The organism is Candidatus Tisiphia endosymbiont of Micropterix aruncella, from assembly GCF_965178575.1.
Classification (GTDB): domain Bacteria; phylum Pseudomonadota; class Alphaproteobacteria; order Rickettsiales; family Rickettsiaceae; genus Tisiphia.
In genome coordinates this window covers 1,341,049-1,360,546 of the sequence record NZ_OZ238268.1, presented here as the reverse complement: position 1 = coordinate 1,360,546, position 19,498 = coordinate 1,341,049, and the positions used below count along the sequence as shown (strand labels likewise).

General features: G+C 32.1%; 18 protein-coding genes. 13 read left to right on the top strand and 5 right to left on the bottom strand.

Going from position 1 to position 19,498, the window contains the following annotated elements:
* Nucleotides 1–166: 166 nt before the first annotated feature.
* Nucleotides 167–970: an RMD1 family protein gene (locus tag ACN1AG_RS06630; RefSeq protein WP_341754284.1), complete on the bottom strand. Its 804-nt coding sequence runs from the start codon at nucleotides 968–970 to the stop codon at nucleotides 167–169.
* A 133-nt stretch (nucleotides 971–1,103) separates the two neighbouring features.
* On the opposite strand from ACN1AG_RS06630, the gene ACN1AG_RS06625 reads away from it, so the two are divergent.
* From ACN1AG_RS06625 to ruvC, 9 genes are all read left to right on the top strand, one after another.
* On the top strand, nucleotides 1,104–1,916 hold the full coding sequence (locus tag ACN1AG_RS06625; RefSeq protein ID WP_417904798.1) for a YgfZ/GcvT domain-containing protein: 813 nt from the start codon (nucleotides 1,104–1,106) through the stop codon (nucleotides 1,914–1,916).
* Nucleotides 1,909–2,526: a chloramphenicol phosphotransferase CPT family protein gene (locus ACN1AG_RS06620; RefSeq protein WP_417904797.1), complete on the top strand. Its 618-nt coding sequence runs from the start codon at nucleotides 1,909–1,911 to the stop codon at nucleotides 2,524–2,526. The genes ACN1AG_RS06625 and ACN1AG_RS06620 overlap by 8 nt, the downstream gene beginning before the upstream one ends.
* Complete coding sequence (locus ACN1AG_RS06615) at nucleotides 2,523–3,080, top strand: histidine phosphatase family protein (protein ID WP_417904796.1); 558 nt, start codon at nucleotides 2,523–2,525, stop codon at nucleotides 3,078–3,080. Before ACN1AG_RS06620 ends, ACN1AG_RS06615 begins: the two co-directional genes overlap by 4 nt.
* A gap of 139 nt (nucleotides 3,081–3,219) precedes the next feature.
* On the top strand, nucleotides 3,220–3,387 hold the full coding sequence (locus ACN1AG_RS06610; RefSeq protein WP_417904795.1) for a hypothetical protein: 168 nt from the start codon (nucleotides 3,220–3,222) through the stop codon (nucleotides 3,385–3,387).
* 417 nt (nucleotides 3,388–3,804) lie between these two features.
* Entirely contained in the window at nucleotides 3,805–4,464 is a 660-nt protein-coding gene (locus ACN1AG_RS06605; protein ID WP_367363931.1) for an amino acid ABC transporter permease, read from the top strand.
* A gap of 14 nt (nucleotides 4,465–4,478) precedes the next feature.
* The gene (locus ACN1AG_RS06600; RefSeq protein ID WP_417904794.1) at nucleotides 4,479–7,508 is read left to right on the top strand and encodes an efflux RND transporter permease subunit; all 3,030 of its coding nucleotides are present in this window, start codon (nucleotides 4,479–4,481) and stop codon (nucleotides 7,506–7,508) included.
* Nucleotides 7,509–7,638: 130 nt separating this feature from the next.
* On the top strand, nucleotides 7,639–8,694 hold the full coding sequence (locus ACN1AG_RS06595) for a DNA cytosine methyltransferase (RefSeq protein ID WP_417904793.1): 1,056 nt from the start codon (nucleotides 7,639–7,641) through the stop codon (nucleotides 8,692–8,694).
* On the top strand, nucleotides 8,684–9,682 hold the full coding sequence (locus ACN1AG_RS06590) for an HNH endonuclease (protein WP_417904792.1): 999 nt from the start codon (nucleotides 8,684–8,686) through the stop codon (nucleotides 9,680–9,682). Before ACN1AG_RS06595 ends, ACN1AG_RS06590 begins: the two co-directional genes overlap by 11 nt.
* A 74-nt stretch (nucleotides 9,683–9,756) precedes the next feature.
* On the top strand, nucleotides 9,757–10,242 hold the full coding sequence (gene ruvC / locus ACN1AG_RS06585; RefSeq protein WP_417904791.1) for a crossover junction endodeoxyribonuclease RuvC: 486 nt from the start codon (nucleotides 9,757–9,759) through the stop codon (nucleotides 10,240–10,242).
* Here the strand turns inward: ruvC and ACN1AG_RS06580 are convergent.
* Nucleotides 10,237–10,752 (bottom strand): hypothetical protein, encoded by a 516-nt coding sequence (locus ACN1AG_RS06580; RefSeq protein ID WP_417904790.1) that lies wholly within the window; start codon nucleotides 10,750–10,752, stop codon nucleotides 10,237–10,239. The genes ruvC and ACN1AG_RS06580 overlap by 6 nt on opposite strands.
* 483 nt (nucleotides 10,753–11,235) lie before the next feature.
* On the opposite strand from ACN1AG_RS06580, the gene ACN1AG_RS06575 reads away from it, so the two are divergent.
* The 3 genes from ACN1AG_RS06575 to ACN1AG_RS06565 all read left to right on the top strand — a co-directional run bounded on the left by ACN1AG_RS06575 (nucleotide 11,236) and on the right by ACN1AG_RS06565 (nucleotide 14,794).
* Entirely contained in the window at nucleotides 11,236–11,511 is a 276-nt protein-coding gene (locus tag ACN1AG_RS06575; protein ID WP_341754294.1) for an HU family DNA-binding protein, read from the top strand.
* A gap of 217 nt (nucleotides 11,512–11,728) precedes the next feature.
* Entirely contained in the window at nucleotides 11,729–12,529 is an 801-nt protein-coding gene (locus ACN1AG_RS06570) for a DNA polymerase III subunit delta' (RefSeq protein WP_417904789.1), read from the top strand.
* Between the two features lie 294 nt (nucleotides 12,530–12,823).
* Nucleotides 12,824–14,794: a hypothetical protein gene (locus tag ACN1AG_RS06565; protein ID WP_417904788.1), complete on the top strand. Its 1,971-nt coding sequence runs from the start codon at nucleotides 12,824–12,826 to the stop codon at nucleotides 14,792–14,794.
* A gap of 397 nt (nucleotides 14,795–15,191) precedes the next feature.
* Here the strand turns inward: ACN1AG_RS06565 and ACN1AG_RS06560 are convergent, their stop codons facing one another.
* From ACN1AG_RS06560 to mutM, 3 genes are all read right to left on the bottom strand, one after another.
* The gene (locus ACN1AG_RS06560; protein ID WP_417904787.1) at nucleotides 15,192–16,478 is read right to left on the bottom strand and encodes a type II restriction endonuclease; all 1,287 of its coding nucleotides are present in this window, start codon (nucleotides 16,476–16,478) and stop codon (nucleotides 15,192–15,194) included.
* 3 nt (nucleotides 16,479–16,481) lie between these two features.
* On the bottom strand, nucleotides 16,482–17,483 hold the full coding sequence (gene dcm, locus ACN1AG_RS06555; RefSeq protein ID WP_417904786.1) for a DNA (cytosine-5-)-methyltransferase: 1,002 nt from the start codon (nucleotides 17,481–17,483) through the stop codon (nucleotides 16,482–16,484).
* A 103-nt stretch (nucleotides 17,484–17,586) separates the two neighbouring features.
* Nucleotides 17,587–18,405 (bottom strand): bifunctional DNA-formamidopyrimidine glycosylase/DNA-(apurinic or apyrimidinic site) lyase, encoded by an 819-nt coding sequence (gene mutM / locus ACN1AG_RS06550; protein WP_417904785.1) that lies wholly within the window; start codon nucleotides 18,403–18,405, stop codon nucleotides 17,587–17,589.
* 77 nt (nucleotides 18,406–18,482) lie between these two features.
* Here mutM and ubiE point away from each other — a divergent pair, with 77 nt between their 5' ends.
* Entirely contained in the window at nucleotides 18,483–19,247 is a 765-nt protein-coding gene (gene ubiE / locus ACN1AG_RS06545) for a bifunctional demethylmenaquinone methyltransferase/2-methoxy-6-polyprenyl-1,4-benzoquinol methylase UbiE (RefSeq protein ID WP_417904784.1), read from the top strand.
* The last annotated feature ends 251 nt before the right edge of the window (nucleotides 19,248–19,498 follow it).

Here is a 19,498-nt window from a genome sequence, read left to right as displayed (position 1 = left end):
GCGTCGCCGCTTTCAGCGACTCCTCGCAATGACGCTCGGAAGAACTCTTAACAGTAGTGACATAAAAAATGTAGGGTACTATGATTGCCACTACACTCACGTGGTCTCGCTAATAGACGTCTTGTACTTTTCTGCAATTTTTAAATGCTATACGTAAGGTGAATAGTTAAATTTTATTCAGAAGATAACCAATTATTTTGAAAAAGAGTTTATCGTGAACAAGGGATAGTACAACTTCTATGGTAATTAATATTATAATGATCCATTCAAGTCTAGTTGAGTGTTTATAGTTTAAGTCATTTGACAAAATATTGTAGAGTTCATGGATCATGTTCAGTCGATGGTTAAGAATATTCTGACGAATTTGAATATCTTGAAACTCTGCCGTCATTAAGTATAAAGGCTCATAACTAGGACGACGCCAAAAAAATTCAGGAGTATCTAGTATATCGCTGTGTAAATTAATAGAATATCGTTCGTTAAATAATATGCCAATTTGTTGGGATATTTCTTTTTTGGAAAGTGATACACTACCAGTGCTGGCTAGCTCTTGTTGAATCGGTGTTGTTTTTACAATTAAATTACTTACTGATTTTTCCAGTACACTAAGCTTAACTGACTGAGCTAAAGCATGCGATATAGATAATTTTATAAAAGTTGATTTATCTGCTAGAATGATTTGGTTTTTTTCTTCATCTATAAAGGTTTTACCTGTAGTTTCATCATAATCAAAATAGATAAAGTCAGACATTATCTCGTCAGTTTGATTAGCTTGCAGAGCTACTATGTCTTCTAGAATCATTTTTTCTTGGCTTTCTTCAGCTCCCCATATAGTAACACAGCCAAATGGGAAAAAGAAAACATCTATAGGGTCTAAGTTTTTTACTTGTTCTTTTTGAATATATAGTACATCATCGAAGTGTTTAGGTTCAAGACCAATCTTATTGAGATTTATTACTAAGTCATTCATCTTATATTCAGAAGTCGTACAGTAGGAAGCACATCTCATATAATAAATAATTTATAGCAAACAACTGTTGCATCAGTATAATATAGTATTATAAAACTTATTAAAGTCAATTAAAATATCATAGTTGGTAATTATGCATGAAATATTAACAAATAGAGCAATTATTGAAGTTGTTGGTGATGATGCGATGAATTTCTTGCATAATTTGACAACTAATGATATAAAAAATAATAATTATTGTTATAGTTATGCTCTAAGTAATCAAGGAAGGTATTTATTTGATTTCTTTGTATTAAAACTAGCAGCAACAAGGTTTTTTATTGATATAAATGTTAATCAGTCTGATTTATTTAAAAATCACTTAGTGCGGTATAAATTACGTGCTAAAATTGAAGTGAACGACTTAACTAACATCTATCAGGTTATTTACTCAAAACAACAGTTGGAATTTAATGGATATAAAGACCCTCGTTATGATCAACTCGGTTTCCGTTCCATTGTTAGTAAAGATGTACCAATAACTGCAGGAACAGCAGGACTATACCTGCAAGATAAATATAATTTTGCCATAGTTGATGGGTATGAGGATCTAATTTTCAACAGATCCATTCCGGTCGAATATGGCTGTGAGGAATTAAACGCTGTAAGTTATACCAAGGGTTGCTATATTGGACAGGAAGTTATTTCAAGAACAAAATACCAAGGAGTAGTAAGGAAAAAAATATTTAAATTATCTGCTACTACAGACAATCTAGATATCTCAAAAGATGATGAAATTATGGCAAATAATACAAAAATTGGAGTAGTATGTTCAAGCTATAAGAATAATGCCATAACTTTAATTAGAGTGGACGACTATCATTCATTACAAAACACAGTTATTACTGTAAAAAACCAAACTGTTTCTTTGTGCGTTCCACCTTGGAGGAGCTGTACATATGAGTAAAATTATATTTTTAAATGGATGTGGTTCTGCTGGTAAAACATCTATCGCAAGAGCAATACAGTATTTAAGTAAGGATTCTTGGCTTACTTTTGGCATAGATACTTTTATTAGTATGACACCATTACCATGCTTATCTGATGATAAACCGGATGTTAGATACTTTTCCTTCGTTCCGGGGATAAATGACCGTGGGCCAACCATGCGTGTTGAGGTTGGAGCAAAAGGTGAACAACTCTTTGGTATCATGCCAGATTTTACTAATTTGCTTGCAGGTCGAGGAAACAATATCATTATCGATGAAGTCTTATTTGATGATGTTTACCTCAAATCTTACATAAAAGTCTTGAAAGGGTATATTGTCTATTTTGTTGGAGTTTTTTGTGATCTTTCAGTGATGCAGGAGCGAGAAATTTTACGCTGTGATCGTGCTATAGGTTTATCTAATGACCAAATAGATAGAGTCCATGCAGGTAGCCTGCGAGAATATGATTTAACAGTTGATACTATGAGCCGGTCACCTTTTGAGATTGCCAAGCAAATTCTGACTTTTGTAGAAGAAAATCCTGCACCACAAGGTTTTATGACTATGCATGAGAGATTACAGTTATGAAGCTTCCCTTAAAACCTTTTTATTTTTTACGTCATGGTGAAACAGATTGGAATAGACACCATATTTACATGGGTGTGCAGGATATTCCTCTCAATCAAACTGGAGAAAACCAAGCACGGGAAGCCTCTGATATTCTTGGAGAAAAGGATATAAAGCATATTGTCACAAGCCCGCTTATGAGAGCATACAGGACTGCTGAGATCGTCAATGAAAAGCTAAAAGTTGATCTTACAATTGTCCCGGAGTTAGCAGAATGTTGTTGGGGTGAATATGAAGGCCAACCCATTGATGATAATATTCTGAAAAGATGGCTAGATGGCAATCCTCACCAAGGAGCAGAATATGTAAATGATTTTGACAAGAGAGTTCTGCGTGGTTTAAATAGTACACTCAGCTTTCAAGAGCCAGTTTTAATTATTGCACATAGTGGTGTTTATCGTGCTATCCATAGACTTTTAGGAGGGACAATTATATATCTTAAAAATTGTTCTCCCATTTTTTACAGTCCACCAATAGGACAAAGTCAATCATGGTCTATGTGTGAACTCAGTTAACCTCAGGTTAGTTGTGAGCTTACTATTACCCACATCTTTAGACTTAGGGGACGTCATCCCACAACTGTTGAAAGTTAAAAAAGGTGCTAAAATACAACTAAGGATTATATGCAAATTAAGTTCATATAAATACAGAAAGTTGAACAATATACAAATATCAGAAATTATGAATTTAATAGATGAAGATAAACTAAATGAAGTAGATAAATTATACAAAATAGATAGGTCATTGCTTGAGACAGAAATTATCAAAGATATAGTGTTATTTTGCAGCGGAGAGCCTAATCTTGTAGATTTAAAATTATAAATGTTAGATTATTATTTATGTATAATTTTTGGTTGTAATGAATTATAGTTTTTAACTTTCAACGGTTGTGGACGTCATCCCTGCGTAGGTAGGGATATATAGTATCTAATGATTCCTGACCGAAGCGGGAATGACATCAAGGCTATTACATTAATATGCCTTAAACCTTTTCGGGTTAGCTATAAAATGAAAGTCTTTTACGACTGCTTAATTGAATCGGGTAAACCGGCTAAAGTTGCATTGGTAGCTGTCATGCGTAAAATTATTATTTGTTTAAATTCTATGTTAAAAGATAACAAAATTTATATAAAATAATGTTTTTTACTCTTGACTCTTAAGACGGTAGATGACATCATTCCCGCCTGAGTACACTGGTATTCATTGGCTTTATTAATGGAGATTACTTAAGAGTGTTAGATGTTTGAGCAATTACTTGATTTTTCTTCTATATATTTTATTATGCAAGGGATGGTAGTAACACTGAAATACAGTATAGTTTCAGTGTTATTAGGATTGATTATTGGTATCTTACTAGCAATTTGTAAGGTAAGTAAAAGTTGTGCGTTAAGACTGTTTGCTAATTTCTATACATCTGTTTTTCGTGGTACTCCATTACTTATACAACTTAGCATAATTTATTTTGGTTTACCTAGTGTAATTGGTATTAAGCTTGGTGTCTTCGTTGCTGGTAGCATAGCTTTCTCATTAAACTCTGGGGCATATGTTTCGGAAATAATTAGAGCTGGAATTAATAGTGTTGATAAAGGGCAGATTGAGGCAGCTAAAGCATTAGCTATACCCGAGAGATTAATGATGAAAGATATTATCTTGCCTCAAGCCATAAGAAATATTTTACCTTCACTAGTTAATGAGCTTATTAATTTAATCAAAGAGTCGGCGATTATATCAATGATCGGTGAAATGGATTTAATGCGGAGAGCTCAGCTAGTATCGGCTGAACATCTTACTTTTTTTACTCCTATGTTAATAGCAGGACTTTGTTACTATGTTATGGTAATAATTATCAGTAAATTAGCTAAAATTATTGAAAAAAGACTAGTAATTGGAGTTGAGTAGGATTTATTGATAATATGTACTTAAGTGAAATATGTATAAAACGTCCAGTATTTGCAACAGTGTTGAGTCTAGTGGTTGTTATTTTAGGGGCGGTATTTTTTACTAAACTGCAAATTAGGGCTATTCCCGATATTTCTTTTCCTGTAATAACAGTATATGCAGATTACCCTGGGGCAGATGCTCTTTATATGGAGAAAGAGATAACAACTCGTATTGAAAAAGCACTAAAAACTGTCAAAAACCTTGATACTATCACTTCACAAAGCTCTACAGGTAGCAGCCATATTACTTTAAGGTTTCTATCATCGGCTGATATAGAAACAGCATTAAACGATGTTCGGTCTAAAATTTCTAATATAAGTTCCTTCCCCCAAGATATGAGCATGCCTTATGTTGATAAGATGGATGCAGATAATTCCGCTAGTTTGTATTTAAGTATCAGTAGTGATGTATATGATGATTTACAATTAACCCAAATTGTTCAAGATAGCGTAAAAACCATTTTAGACAAACTTGAAACAATAGGTCAGGTTGAGATATATGGTGCTAAAGATTACTCTATGCGTATAGAACCAGATCCGGTAAAATTATATCAGCATAAAATGTCAGTGTTAGAAATTGAGAGTGCTATAAAAAAACAAAATATCTATTATCCAGCGGGAACTATTAAAACAGCTGCACGTGATTTTGCTGTAAGATTAGATGGTTCTTTAAGTAAACCGGAAGAGTTTGAAAAAATTATACTAAAAGTGAAAGATGCTAATATATTAAAGTTACGAGATATTGCTAAAATATATTTAGCCCCTCCAGATACTGAGGTAATTTTTAGATATAACGGAAAAAACTCGATAGCACTTGGTCTTATAAAACAATCGAAGGCAAACATACTTGATTTATCCAAAGAGGTTAGATCTTCACTAGATAAAATAAAAAAAAATCTACCTAAGGGTATAACAATTGATATAGCCTATGATGAATCAATTCCAGTTAGGGCTTCAATCAGATCAGTGTTCTTCACTATCATGGAAGCACTAGTTTTGGTTATGGTAGTAATATACCTGTTCTTGGCATCAGTAAGAATCACCCTCATACCATTTGTAACTGTTCCGATATCATTAATTGGTACGTTTATTGTTATGTATTATTTAGGATTTTCTATCAATATATTTACCCTTTTAGCAATGATATTAGCTATTGGCTTGGTAGTAGATGATGCAATAGTAATGTTAGAAAACATTTTTAGGTACAATGAGATGGGGCATTCTCCTATAGAAGCTGCCTTTCTTGCATCTAAGGAAATTGCTTTTGCCATTGTAGCGATGACTATAACACTTGTTTCAGTATTCTTACCAATAGGGTTTATTGATGGATTTATGGGCAAGTTATTCATTGAATTTGCTTGGACCTTAGCATTCTGCGTTTTATTTTCCGGTTTTGTGGCGATTACTTTAACGCCAATGATGGCAAGTCGAATGATTAACAAAAATGATCAACCTCCTTTAGGGTTTTTAGTTAAATTTGATCAGTTCATTAAATTAGTACAAAGCAAGTATTTGTACTATTTAGATCTTGCTCTTGATCATAAAAAGAAATTCTCACTTATTATTGCACTATCTTTAGTTGTACTAGTTGTTAGTTTTATCTTTGTCAAAAAAGTTTTTATTCCTCAGGAAGATGATGGTTTATTACAAGTTTTCTTCTCTGGTCCTCAAGGTTCTAGTATTAAACAATCAGAAAAAATAGTAGCAGAAGCTGAGAAAATACTTAGTCCTCATAAAGATATAGCAGGTTATTTGACAGTAATTGGCTGGGGAGGTAGTAACAGTGCTTTTGCCTTCGTATCTCTTAAAGATTGGAAGGAAAGGTCAATGTCACAAGAAGCTATAAAAAATATGCTTAATAAGCAATTTCAACAAATAGCTGGAATGTCGATTTTTGTTAATGATCATCCTTCGTTGTTTAGTGGTAATGCTAGAAATGCTGTTGAGTTTACTTTGCAAACCTCGCTTGAATATGACGAGTTAGATCAAATATCACAGAAATTCGTTAATAGAATGAAGAAAGATCCAGTTTTTATCGATGTGGGTAGAGATTTAAATGCTTCTATGCCGACAATTGACGTAATTGTTAACCGAGATAAAGCTTATCTGCTTGGTATGAGTTTAGAAAATATAGGGATAACATTGCAATATTTGCTGGCAGGAAGAAAAATTGGTGATTTCAGAATGGGCAATAATCTGTATGATATAACTATGCAATATAATTTAAAATACCGTAATAGTACCGATCATTTTAGTAAGATACTGATACCAACCAATAAACCAACTAATAATTTGCTGCCATTAAGTGTAGTCGCTAATATGGTTGAGACAGTGTCTATTAAGTATTATAACCACTATAATAATTCTAGATCGGTAACGATTTCGTCAGGTTTAGCTCCAAACCAAAAAATTACCGATGCCATAAATTCGATAAATACTATAGCTGATGAATTATTGGATAGTAGCACAACTACATTAGAATATATTGGAGAGATTAAAAGAATGACAGAATCGCAAGGTAGTCTTATTGTTACTTTCTTATTTGCTTTGTTGTTTATTTATTTAGTACTTTCAGCACAATTTGAAAGTTTTACTGATCCTATATTAATACTTATTGCTGTACCATTCTCAATTACTGGAGGGGTATTAATGCTCTTAATATGTGGTAATACGCTTAATATGTATAGTAATATTGGCTTGATCACTTTAATTGGTTTGATAACAAAAAATTCTATTATGATAGTAGAATTTGCTAATAACTTAAGAGACCAAGGACTAAGTGTTAGAGAAGCTGTAACTAGAGCCTCTAGCTTAAGACTTAGACCTATTCTAATGACTACTCTAGCAACCATTTTTGGGGCAATGTCATTAGTGATTAGTTCTGGAGCAGGAGCAGCCGCTCAAAATTCTATTGGTTTGGTAATAGTTGGAGGAATGAGTATAGGAACTCTTTTCACTATATTTGTTATTCCAGTTTTATATCAAAGTTTTAAAAAAGGGTGATTTAAGTGAAATATCTTATATTTAATGAGTGCAAAAGGTTCTATAGTAGCGGCTTTCACCTTTTTGCAGTATACAATACAAAATGGTTTGCAGACATAGATAAACCTAACACATATTTAAGTTTGATTACATGAAGAAAATTAACATAGCAACCGTATTTAGTGGAATTGGTGCAATAGAACACGCATTGCAAAGATTGCAAATAGACCACCATATTGTTTTTGCTTGTGATATTGATAAATATTGCAAACAAACATATTTTGCTAATTATAAAATCAACGAAAATCAATGGTACAATGACGTAAAAGTACTCGATGGCAATAAATATAAAAATAAAATAGATTTATTTGTTGGGGGAAGTCCTTGCCAATCTTTTTCAATGGTTGGAAAAAGGAAAGGGCTTGAGGACGATAGAGGAAATTTGTTCTTTGAGTTTGCAAGATTAGTTGACGAAATAAAGCCCAAGATTTTTATTTTTGAGAATGTAAAAGGTCTATTATCTCATAATAGTGGTAAGACTTGGGAAACAATTGAAGAAACCATAAAAGGACTAGGTTATACATATTATAAACAAGTTTTGAATTCAAGAGATTATGGCATACCACAAAATAGAGAAAGACTATTTGTTATTGGTTTTTTAGAAGAACAAAGTTTTGAATTTCCTAAACCGATCCCCCTTGAAATAACAATGCAAAATTTATTGGTTGATAACCCTGAGGTAAAATATTTTTTACCTGAAAAGGGTATTAAATTTGTTTCAGATAACAAGAACTTAAATAAGAAATATACACAAATTGACGGTAAAATTGCATTATGTCAAAAAGCCAATCAACAATTTAATTGGCACGGGGATTTTGTAATGGATAAATATTATCTTTCTGAGAAAGTAAAAAACTACGTTTTATCAAGTGGAACAAGGGATTTTTATTCAAAACCTGCAATAGATTTATCAATTGCAAGACCTCTTCTATCAACAATGGCAAAAATGCATAGGGCAGGAGTTGATAATTACATTACACGAGGCGATAAATTACGAAAACTAACCCCTAGAGAATGTTTAAGATTAATGGGTTTTTCTGATGAATTCAAAATTGTTGTTAGTGATACACAAGCATATAAACAAACTGGTAATAGCATTGTTGTTGATGTATTAGTAAATTTACTTAAGTCTATTTATGGAAAATGAACTAACATTATTGGGGCAGAAATACATTAATATTAATACATTTGATAGTATTGCAATACCTGATTGTTTTGTGCATAGACGAAATAAACTTGATTATTCAAGAGGTAATGGAGAAGCAAAATTATACATCGGTTCAAGAAAAAGCATAGAAAAACAATCGTTTTTTAAAAAAACCTCAATGACGGGATTTTTATTAAAAAGAGATTTGTTAGAGTATTTGCAAGACGCAAAATTTGAATATGAGAATAAAGAACAAGTTTATCGTGAAAATATAACTGATTACTGGCTTGAGAATAACAAAATGCTTGAAGAAAAAGAGGATGTATTGTTTTTTGAATTTACTGAATCACTGGCCGGTGGAGATTCTAGATATTACATCACTTCAATGCGTGGAGACATATTTTATAAAGAATTTAGAAAAATTGTTTTACCTGAAATTACTTATATATCAATCTTGAAACTGAAAAATATTGATAATAAAGAGGTTTTTTATTTTAGACCATATTTAAATTATTTTTATGATCCAAGGCATCATAGTGCAATTATAGCAGAAAAAGAAAAGGAAATTGAAGAAGATAAAACACTAGGACAAGATAAGAAGAAAGAAATCATTTACGCAAGAAAAGGACAAGGTAAATATCGTACTAGCGTTATTGATGAAATGGGTGAATGTTTAATAACAAGAGTAAATGATGAGAGAATGCTGATTGCAAGCCATATAAAACCTTGGGCGGTTTGCGAAAATGACAGAGAACGTATTGATAAATACAATGGATTACTTTTAACGCCAACTTATGATAGGTTATTTGACCAAGGGTTTATAACTTTTTCAAATGAAGGTACAATTTTTGTTTCACCTTATTTATCACCGTTGAATACAAAAAGATTGGGATTGATTCCAAATAAGCAATATGATTTATCGTTGCATGAAAGACGTTCGGATTATTTAGAATATCACAGACAATGTATTTTTAAAAAAGGTTCATGAACAAATAATAAAAGATGTAAAACTTCATTCTTCTGAAGTAATTTTATAAAAAATCTATTAGTGGGGGAATAATTTTGATTATACTAGGAATTGACCCATCTTTAGCTGGTATGGGATGGGGGGTAATCGATACCGATCCTCTGAAATATTTAGATAGTGGGGTTATAAAGACTAAATCAAGCGAACCAATGCATAAAAGGCTAGCTTTCATTAGCTCGTCCTTGCAAAAGATAATAGTACAATATAAACCTGCTATTGTTGCTATGGAGGAGACATTTGTTAATATGAATAGTGTTTCATCTTTAAAATTGGGATATGCTAGAGGAGCAGTCATGTCACTTATAGGAGGATATGATATTGCTTTTCAAGAATTTAAACCTAATGTTATCAAAAAATCGGTAGTGGGTTATGGTCATGCTGAAAAAAATCAGGTTCTGCAAATGATTAAACTTTTACTACCAGGAGCAATTGCAATCAATAACTTTGATCAAGCAGATGCCCTTGCAGTGGCTTATGTTTGTTGGGCTTATACTTCAAAAACTCCCATAATTGAATTATAGCAATTCTTTACCTTTTGCTTTTTTTACTTTTTCTTCTTCTTTTTGCTTACCTTTAAATTTTGTTAGAAACTCATCTGTTATGTATATAAGACTCATACTAAAGCTAAGGAATGGAGCATCTAATATAATAGTACAACCACCATCGGCAAATCTAATCTCCTTATTACCTAAATTAGGGTTTTGGCTATGGGTGAGTTTATATTTTTCTGAAAGTAACTCATAAAACTCTGTGAATTTATCGTTATTTATCGTTAAGATGATTGCTTGGATAATATTATCATCATTACATATTACTAATAACTCAGTCAGCCCCTCTAATTTGACATCTCTAACATTAACATAATAATTATATCCATCCCAATGATTCCTCTCTTTTTTGGTAATCTGATATACTTGTTCTACATCTGTTATACTTGCTTTATTTAATTCAAAACCCAATGGAGTTGGATTAGCACTAACATTTAAACTAAAAATTGAAATAAATAATATGTAGAATAGTCTAGTGATCATAAAAGTTACCTTTTTATATATTAAATAAGAAAGGTATAATATATAAACTATTATGATTTTCAACTAATTATTTCATTTAAGCAAAAATAATATACTATCAACTAGTTTTAAAGTTTAATTATTAGTTATAAGACTAGTTAAACTACCTCCTAACTACAGGATAAGAAACTAACTTGATGTAAAATAGATACAATTTTATTGAAATTAGATTATAAAATAATATATTCAAAAGTTCTAAAGAAGTCTCAGTTGCAGTCAATTTAGTGTTTGCTATAATCTAGCCAACGAGATATAACAAATCTTGCTGGCATGTTAGTATATACTCTTCTGCTTTGAAGAATTGTTTTTTGAAAAGATCAAGGCAACGTACCTTATGTACGCTCCGCTTGTTCCTCATTTTCAAATCCAATGCTCCAAATCATTTGAGTATACTAAATACATTAATGTCTGAAATGTTAACAATTTATTTGGAGAGTTGATCATATGAATAAAGGAGAATTAGTAGCATTAATGGCTGAAGCAGGTCATTCAAAAAGTGATGCAGAGAAAGCCCTTACTTGGGTTGTAGACAGTGTACTTAAAGCACTTAGTCGTGGTGAGGACGTTAACCTAGTGGGGTTTGGTTCTTTCCATATACAAAGTAGAGCTGCACGTGAAGGTCGTAATCCAAAAACTGGTGAGAAAATGCATATTTCTGCCTATAAACAACCAGTATTTAGAGCCGGTAAGAAAATGAAGGAAGCCTGTAATAATTCGTAACTTCGTGTTTTACTTAGAACTTGCTTCTATAAAATATTGTAGTTTTTACCAAGTGTGCAAGTTTAAGTACTCTGAGTTCAATACAACAAAGCTAGTGTCATCCCTGCCTATGTAGGGATTGACATCGCTTTTGCCATACAAGTACCATTACTTATGTTGGCGTTTCTGACCCATGTTGGCAAAGCCTAGAAACTTATTTTATTATGCCATTAGCAGAATGATCAAAGAATATCTTGAATGTAGATTCAAACAGGCCAGGCTTTATAATAGTTGGCTGATTGATGTTGATGATACTGCAAAAGCTTTAGAAGATTTGCTTATATTTATAGAAAGCAGTTTGATTGTAGATAAAATTCAATTAACAAATCATCCAGATTATCGGTTAGTAGCTAGGGATAATTCTGTGACGAGCAGTGTCAAAGACATATCTGTTGACCAAATTAGAGATTTACAGCAATTTTTTTATAGAACATCATCAATCTCTAAATATAGAGTAGCTGTTATTTATCAAGCAGATCTAATGAATCTCAATGCAGCAAATTCCTGTCTTAAACTTTTAGAAGATACGCCAAAGGATGGTTTTATTTTCTTGATTACCTCAAGGGCTGCCGGAATAATAAGTACTATAAGATCTAGATGTGCTAAAATTAACATAAAATCACAAAATCGCTTAGTGGGAAGCGATATATATGTTAAATTTACGACGTATATTGCTAACTATGCAAATCCTAAAGTGAGGTTAGATCTTATCGAAGAGTTTACTAGTAAAAACAAGGAATTATGGGGAGATTTTGCTTGTAGCATGCTATATCTAGTTAATAGAATTACTAAAAAATCTCTCAATATCAATATTGAATTCAATGAATTAGAGAATAAAATATTTAATCAATTGCGTTCTAATTCCCCTAATTATTTGATAACAAAATTTGCAAATATCAAGCGAATAATAAATAACACCATAGATTATGACCTAGATCTAAGGGCTAATACCATAGCATTAATAGAAGAGTTATGGTAATTTTGTCGTCAAAATTTGCTTCCATTCCTATTCAATGTCATTCCCGTGCAGGTAGTGGAATCTAAAAAAATAGCCTATACGTCTGCTACTTTCGCAGGGGGTGATGACATCCTTGATAGTTAATACTACTACATATACCAACTGGTGATTGTGACTTTGAAACTGTCCTAAGAAGCAGAAGATATATTTTTATCTTGCATTGTTTGAATGAGTATGTTACAGTGCGTTCGCAATCATAATATCCGTTTGATACGGCAGGAAGATTTTTTTAATTTTATAGAAAAATATAAGAACATGTCCCAAGATGTTTTAACAGTAAATGCAGTTACACTTGTTCAGGAAGATTTTCCTTTAACAAAGGAAGTAGATAACACAGAATCTTCAAGCGAATTAGCTGTATCTAAAACGCCACAACAAGTGGATGATATTATTAGTAAGCTGAGGGAAAATAGTCTACATGTTTTTGAGAAATATTTACGTAAAGAGTTTTTTAGCACAGTAGCTGGCAATCAAGGTGAAGTTGATATAACAAAGGATATTTTTCAGATAATGTGTCACTCATTATTATATAATGATCAGAAAGGTGCATTAAGTCTATTTATGACTATAAAAGATATAAAGAAAAGGCTTGATGAAATAAAGACAACATCAGAGGGGGCAAAAAAAATTAATAAGTTTAAAGAGGAAATTGAGCAATATAGAGCAGATATAATTAAAAAATTATCAACTAATGAAGGAATCACAGAGATTGTTACTGGACGTTTACAAGATGATCTTGTTAGTATGATAGTTTTAAGCGACTCGAATGAAGAGGCTAGATTTAGTACGAAAGATATTGCTTTGGAAGTTACGAAATATATAACAATCCCTGATAAAGTGCAAAATTATATGTTAAAAAATGGTTATGGTGTGTCTCCGTCTTTTAAGACAGTCATTAATAGAACCGGACTTAAGCATTTTGCAGTAGAAATAAACCAAGGCAAAAAGGGAAGGGAGTGGGGTTATTTTGATCAGCAGCAACTCACTGCAAAGAATATTCATAAATTTGCTGATTCTGTGAATAGTATTATTACCTCTATGGAAATAATATTATTATCAATTGAACAGTTAAATAGTGAGATTAAACAGTTAAATAGTGAAAAAATAATCACTGAAAAACAAAAAGAGAAACTTATAGCTAAATTATTGCCAGTATTAGCTGGCTTTAACAGTGGATATTTGAAGAAGAATGAGGATGAAATTGTAAAGAAAATTACTACTAGCTTTCCACATAAATTTTTTAGCCAAAAAGAACTCAATATTTCTAATGACAAGCTAGATAATATCGCTAAAAAAATAATTAAATTACATACTGAGAAAAGTAAGAATTATATAGAAGAAGAAAATACGGATTCTATAGATATTAATGGTGAGTTAAGTGATATATCAATAACTTCCTTTGAAGCAATAGAGTCTCAATATGAAGACCCTATTACAGATATTGATGAGCCAATAAATCAACTAGATTATGATATAGAACAGCAACCTGTACCTACTGAGATATCCTATGTAGTAGAAAATTATGAAGAAACGATAGAATTGGAAGAAAAGATAGAGTTTATTACTGATGTTGGGGAGTTAAAAAATATAACAATAACTTATCCTGAAACAAGAGAGTTTCAAATAGACATAGTTACTGATCCATTAAGCTGTGATGTAGAAACGGTAGAACAACATGATGTAGAACAGCAATCTAGTCCTATGCAAGAAGCCCTGACTGAGTTTCAAGATTGTAATGATCAACAAGAAAAAACTAACTCTATTAATATAGCAAGCGATAATCTTGATAATACAGAGGTAACAGTTTTAAATGAACAACATATTGTTGATAGTAACCAATCTGATATATCACCAAAGGATAGAGGCTGTGATGTAGATACAGAAGCATCTTCCCTAAATAGCACTACTACAGTGATTGATAGCACTAAATCTGAGCTTGAGTCTTTAGAAGCTAATAATACAGAATTAGTAGAAAGCCCAATAGTTATAAGTCACATTTCTAGTTGGAGTATAGGGGCTATGTGGACAGCACTTAAATCATCTATTAGTACATTACATGAAAAAATTAGTGATACCGTACTAACTTCTATAAAGCAGTGGGATCATCATCACTATGGAAGTTATGACTTAGGTCATCCTTATAAAAGTCATAATCTAGGAGAAGAGTCAAGCCTAATAGGGGAGAATCCAGCCTTATTAGAAAGTGTTAAATACTTCATCTTGTAATTTAAAGGCTAGACTTCTTGCATAAGTCAAAAAAGCTTTCGGGATTTTTAGAAGAAACGAAGCCGAGTGTTGCAGCGTACTCAGATGATTGTTACGGAGCAAGGCGAGTTTCGGCGATAAAATCACCAACTAGATTGATTTATGCAGGAAGTCTACTTTATGGTTCAGTATACTTTAAGGTTATTAATATAACCTCAATTCGATGTAAGACATCGGTTTATAGCCTAGGGTGTCATCCCTGTACCTTCGGATGTCACCCCTACGAAAGCAGGGGTCTAAAAATGCTCAACAGTACTTCGATCTACTTTTTTTAGATCCCGCAAGCAGGGATGACATAATGGTGAGTAGGGGGTGATGTCACCCCTAATGGCGATGATTACTTGAGCCTACTATTAATTTAATTACATCGATAGTTGAGGTTAATATATTTATTTTGTCTTGTTCTAACAAGCAGTAGAAAATCTTTTAAATTCATAATATCTTGTTGTTGATTTATTGTATAAGTTGCCTTTATTTCATTCGGTAAAACTAACGTTAAATCATTTGACTTCATTTCTTGTGTTTGATTTTCTGAAATACTTGGCTCTAAAGTAAATAAATGCTTCTTCTTGATTCGTTTTGCTTCAGACAAGATTTGTCTCCATCTATCTTTACAAGTTGTTTTACTTGCCAGCATTGATAAACCAGTATCTGCAAAATGTATATCATGATATTTGGCAATATTTGGAAAAATAAAATCTGGTTTTGACTTATTTTCTGTTATTCCGCTGTGTGTATACATCACCTTGTTTGCATTAAAAATAAAAGATAAATGATTCTCAAGAGCTTTACCAGCTCGAGATTTTCTTGCATTTTGTATAGATAATGAAAATTGTAAGAAGCTGTCAACATCAACATTTTTATTTTCAATAAAGCCATTTTGTAATTTATGAACTATCTTGACCCTCTCAAGAGTTTTGTATAGAACCTCTTCCTTTTCAAATAATCTCATAATTGCAACATCCGGCTCTTCAATTGGGTCAATTTCTTTTTGCATTAACTCTAGTGTGAATTGCGAAAGTTCACTCGTGCTTGGTATTTTATTGTCAAATCTTTTCTGCATTATGTCTAAGTAATTCTCATTCAATTCTTGGACTTTTATGCCTAAAATATCCAAAATAAATCGTGATGCAAAGGTAACTTTATTATTCGTATTTTGAATTTTCTTAATCTGAAATTTATTATTATCTTCTATTTTTTCAACTCCAAAGAGCCACATAATTTGTTTTTCTGCAGTGCTGTTATGCTGTGCTATAATTACATGAAATACATCATTTTTTCTTGCAATAGCCAAGAAATCACCTTTCTTCATTCGTTTTGTAGCATCGTTTGTTTGGTAATATAGTCGATACTCACTCCTACCAGTTTTATCATGACTCTTTGCTCTAGCATCGTACCAAGTCAGGAAGGCATATTGCAAGATATTTTGTGATTCATCTTCGTTTAAGTAAATAAAAGTAGAGTATATTTGCTTCTTTTCGAGTGTAGTATTATTGTACAAACGAAACAGTTCTTTTAATGCACGGTCACCATTAAATTCATGTTGATTAGAGCCAAATATCGTATCAACTTTACTTAATGTTTTAAATGCTACTATTTCAAAATAGTCTGATAATAATCCAGAATATAGCACGTTAGTTCTCATGAATTATAGAAATTTTGTTATATATTCTGCAATTTCCTTAACAACTGGAATTACCACAGAATTACCAAACTGTTTGTATGCTTGTGTGTCACTAACAACAATTTTAAAATCATCCGAAAACCCCATCAATCTTGCACATTCCCTAGGAGTTAATCTTCTAGGATTTGAGTTTTCTTGATGTATTAGTATTTCAGCCCCATCTTTATAATATCTTGCTGACAGAGTTCTGCTAATGTCATCATCCATGCAAAGACTAAAACCAAAACCATTGCCCTTTGCACGGTGTTTCTTTGCGTAATCTTGTAGATATTGCCACAGTTTGTCCGTAAGGGTATATTTCTTATTAATTTTACCATTTTTTTCGACATAGCCATTAGTAATGTCATCCTTATTTGAATTATTTTGGCAATGAAATATTGTTTTAATTATATGTTTTGTATTGGGCAAATCTATTTTATGTAAATTTATTTTTGCATCTATCCTATTTGCTACTATAAAAAGCCTTTCCCTGTGTTGTGGTACGTAATACCGTGCATCAATAACCCTTTCAGAAACAGCATAACCTAAATCTCTGAGTGTTTTTTTAATAATTGCAAATGTCTTACCTTTATCGTGTGATAATAAATTTTTTACATTCTCTAAAAAGACGATTTTGGGTTTATGGTAGCTGATAATTCTTGCAACATCAAAGAAGAGAGTTCCCTGAGTATTGCATAAAAAACCGTGTGGAATTCCTAAAGAGCAACGCTTTGAAACCCCAGCTATACTAAATGGTTGACATGGGAATCCTGCACATAAAATATCGTGAGGGGGTACATTTTGTTCATGTATTTGTGTTATATCACCATCAATCTTATGAACACAGCTAAAATTAGCTCTATATGTTTTTAATGCCGATGCATCAATCTCGCTAGTGTAAACGCAGTTACCACCAACAGCCTCAAATGATCTTCTTACACCACCAATCCCAGCGAATAAGTCAATAAAAGTAAAGTTATTATACATAAACCTCATTATAATGCAATTAACCACAATATTACAAATATATTCAATAACTATGTGACAATTTAATTGTCAACCTTAAACGGTACTAATCCTTTAATACCTCTCATTCTTGACAAATAGAACAATAGAAACTAGTTCTGCCGGATTGTTTTATTTTCCTTATTATTCCCTCGCAGTTTAGGCATTTTTGATTTTCTCGTGCATAGACCTGCAATTCTTGTTGGAAGTAACCAGGTTTACTATCACCGCTAACAAAATCTTTGAGAGTAGTACCTCCTGCTGATATTGCCTTTATTAAAACATTTTTAATGGCTAATACCAAATTACTTATTTCCTTGTTTGACAAACTACTACCCAGTCTGCTTGGGTGTATTTTAGCAATAAAAAGGCTTTCAGAAGCATATATATTACCAACACCGACAATAATCCGATGATCCATTAATAAATTTTTTATCGGAACAGAGCGATTCAATAATTTTGTTTTTAGATACTCATCAGACATATCATTTGACAAAGGTTCTACACCTAAATTTAGTAAAAATTTTTCTAGGACAAGGTTTGTTGGCATACTATAAATCATCCCGAAACGTCGTGGATCATTAAAAACTAATTTCTCGCGACTTGTCAAAGATATAACCACATGATCATGCGTTTGTAGCTTATAATCACTAGGTTGTAGCGTCAGCCTACCAGTCATGCCAAGATGTACAATAATGGAATAATAATTATCCAAATCTATTAGCAAATATTTTGCCCTACGCCTTAAAGCTACAATTCTTGCTGACTCTACATTTGACTCTAACTGATCGCTTAGTTTATAGCGTATATCATCTCGTCTCTTATCGAGTTTATTGATGGTAGCCCCTATTATTCGCTGTTCTAGGCAACGTTTTAATGTTTCAACCTCAGGAAGTTCTGGCATTTTTACATTTTAATAGTATTAATAATTCATTATATATCATAATATAACACATAAACAACTTAGCACTAAGTAGTAATATGCAAAATAATGATAACCAATCTGATCAAGTAAATTTTGGCTTCTCAAAAGTGAGCTTTGATCAGAAAAGAGATTTAGTTAAAGATATCTTTTCTAGTGTTGCTAATAAATATGATGTAATGAATGACTTCATGAGTTTAGGAATACATCGTTTATGGAAAGATGAATTTGTTAGGCAAATCCCCAATTTAAAATCAAATATATTGGATGTGGCAAGTGGTACAGGTGATATAGCTTTTAAAATAATAAAGCGAGCATCGGCAAAAAATGTATTAGTGCAGTTAACGATGTGTGATATAAATCATGATATGCTGGAGGTAGCACGTCACAAAGCTATTGATAGTAATATATTACAGGGATTAGAGTATGTCGTTGCTGATGCAGAAAACTTACCTTTTCCTGATAATAGTTTTGATTATTATACTATAGCATTTGGTATTAGGAATGTGGCAAAAATTGACAATGCCCTAAAAGAAGCATATCGAGTACTAAAGCCTGGGGGTAAATTTTTATGTTTAGAATTTTCTAAAGTGGAATACGATTGTCTAAAGCAATTATACCAGTTTTATTCGTTTAATATTATTCCTAAGATTGGTAAAATTATAGCAAACAACGAATCAGCTTATCAATATTTGGTGGAAAGTATTAATGTATTCCCAGATCAGGAGAGTTTTGCAATTATGCTAAAGGATGTCGGCTTTACTGATGTTAGTTATAAGAATCTTACTTTAGGTGTTGCTGCTATTCATAGTGCTTATAAATAATGGAGATGTTGCTAAAATATCAACGGAGATCAGAGAGTTATTGACCATCATCCACATATCCCATGTTGGTGAATTATTGGATATTGTTTTTATACTCGATAATCAAGTTTTTTTCTGAAGGTTACAATTCATGGCAGTTTATGTCATCCTAGCGAAAGCTGGGATACTCGATGAAAATCAACAATTGCGTTGTCGTTGTCCAAGACCTGCGGTACTCACGTACTAATGTACGCTGCGCTCCTCGGCTTAGA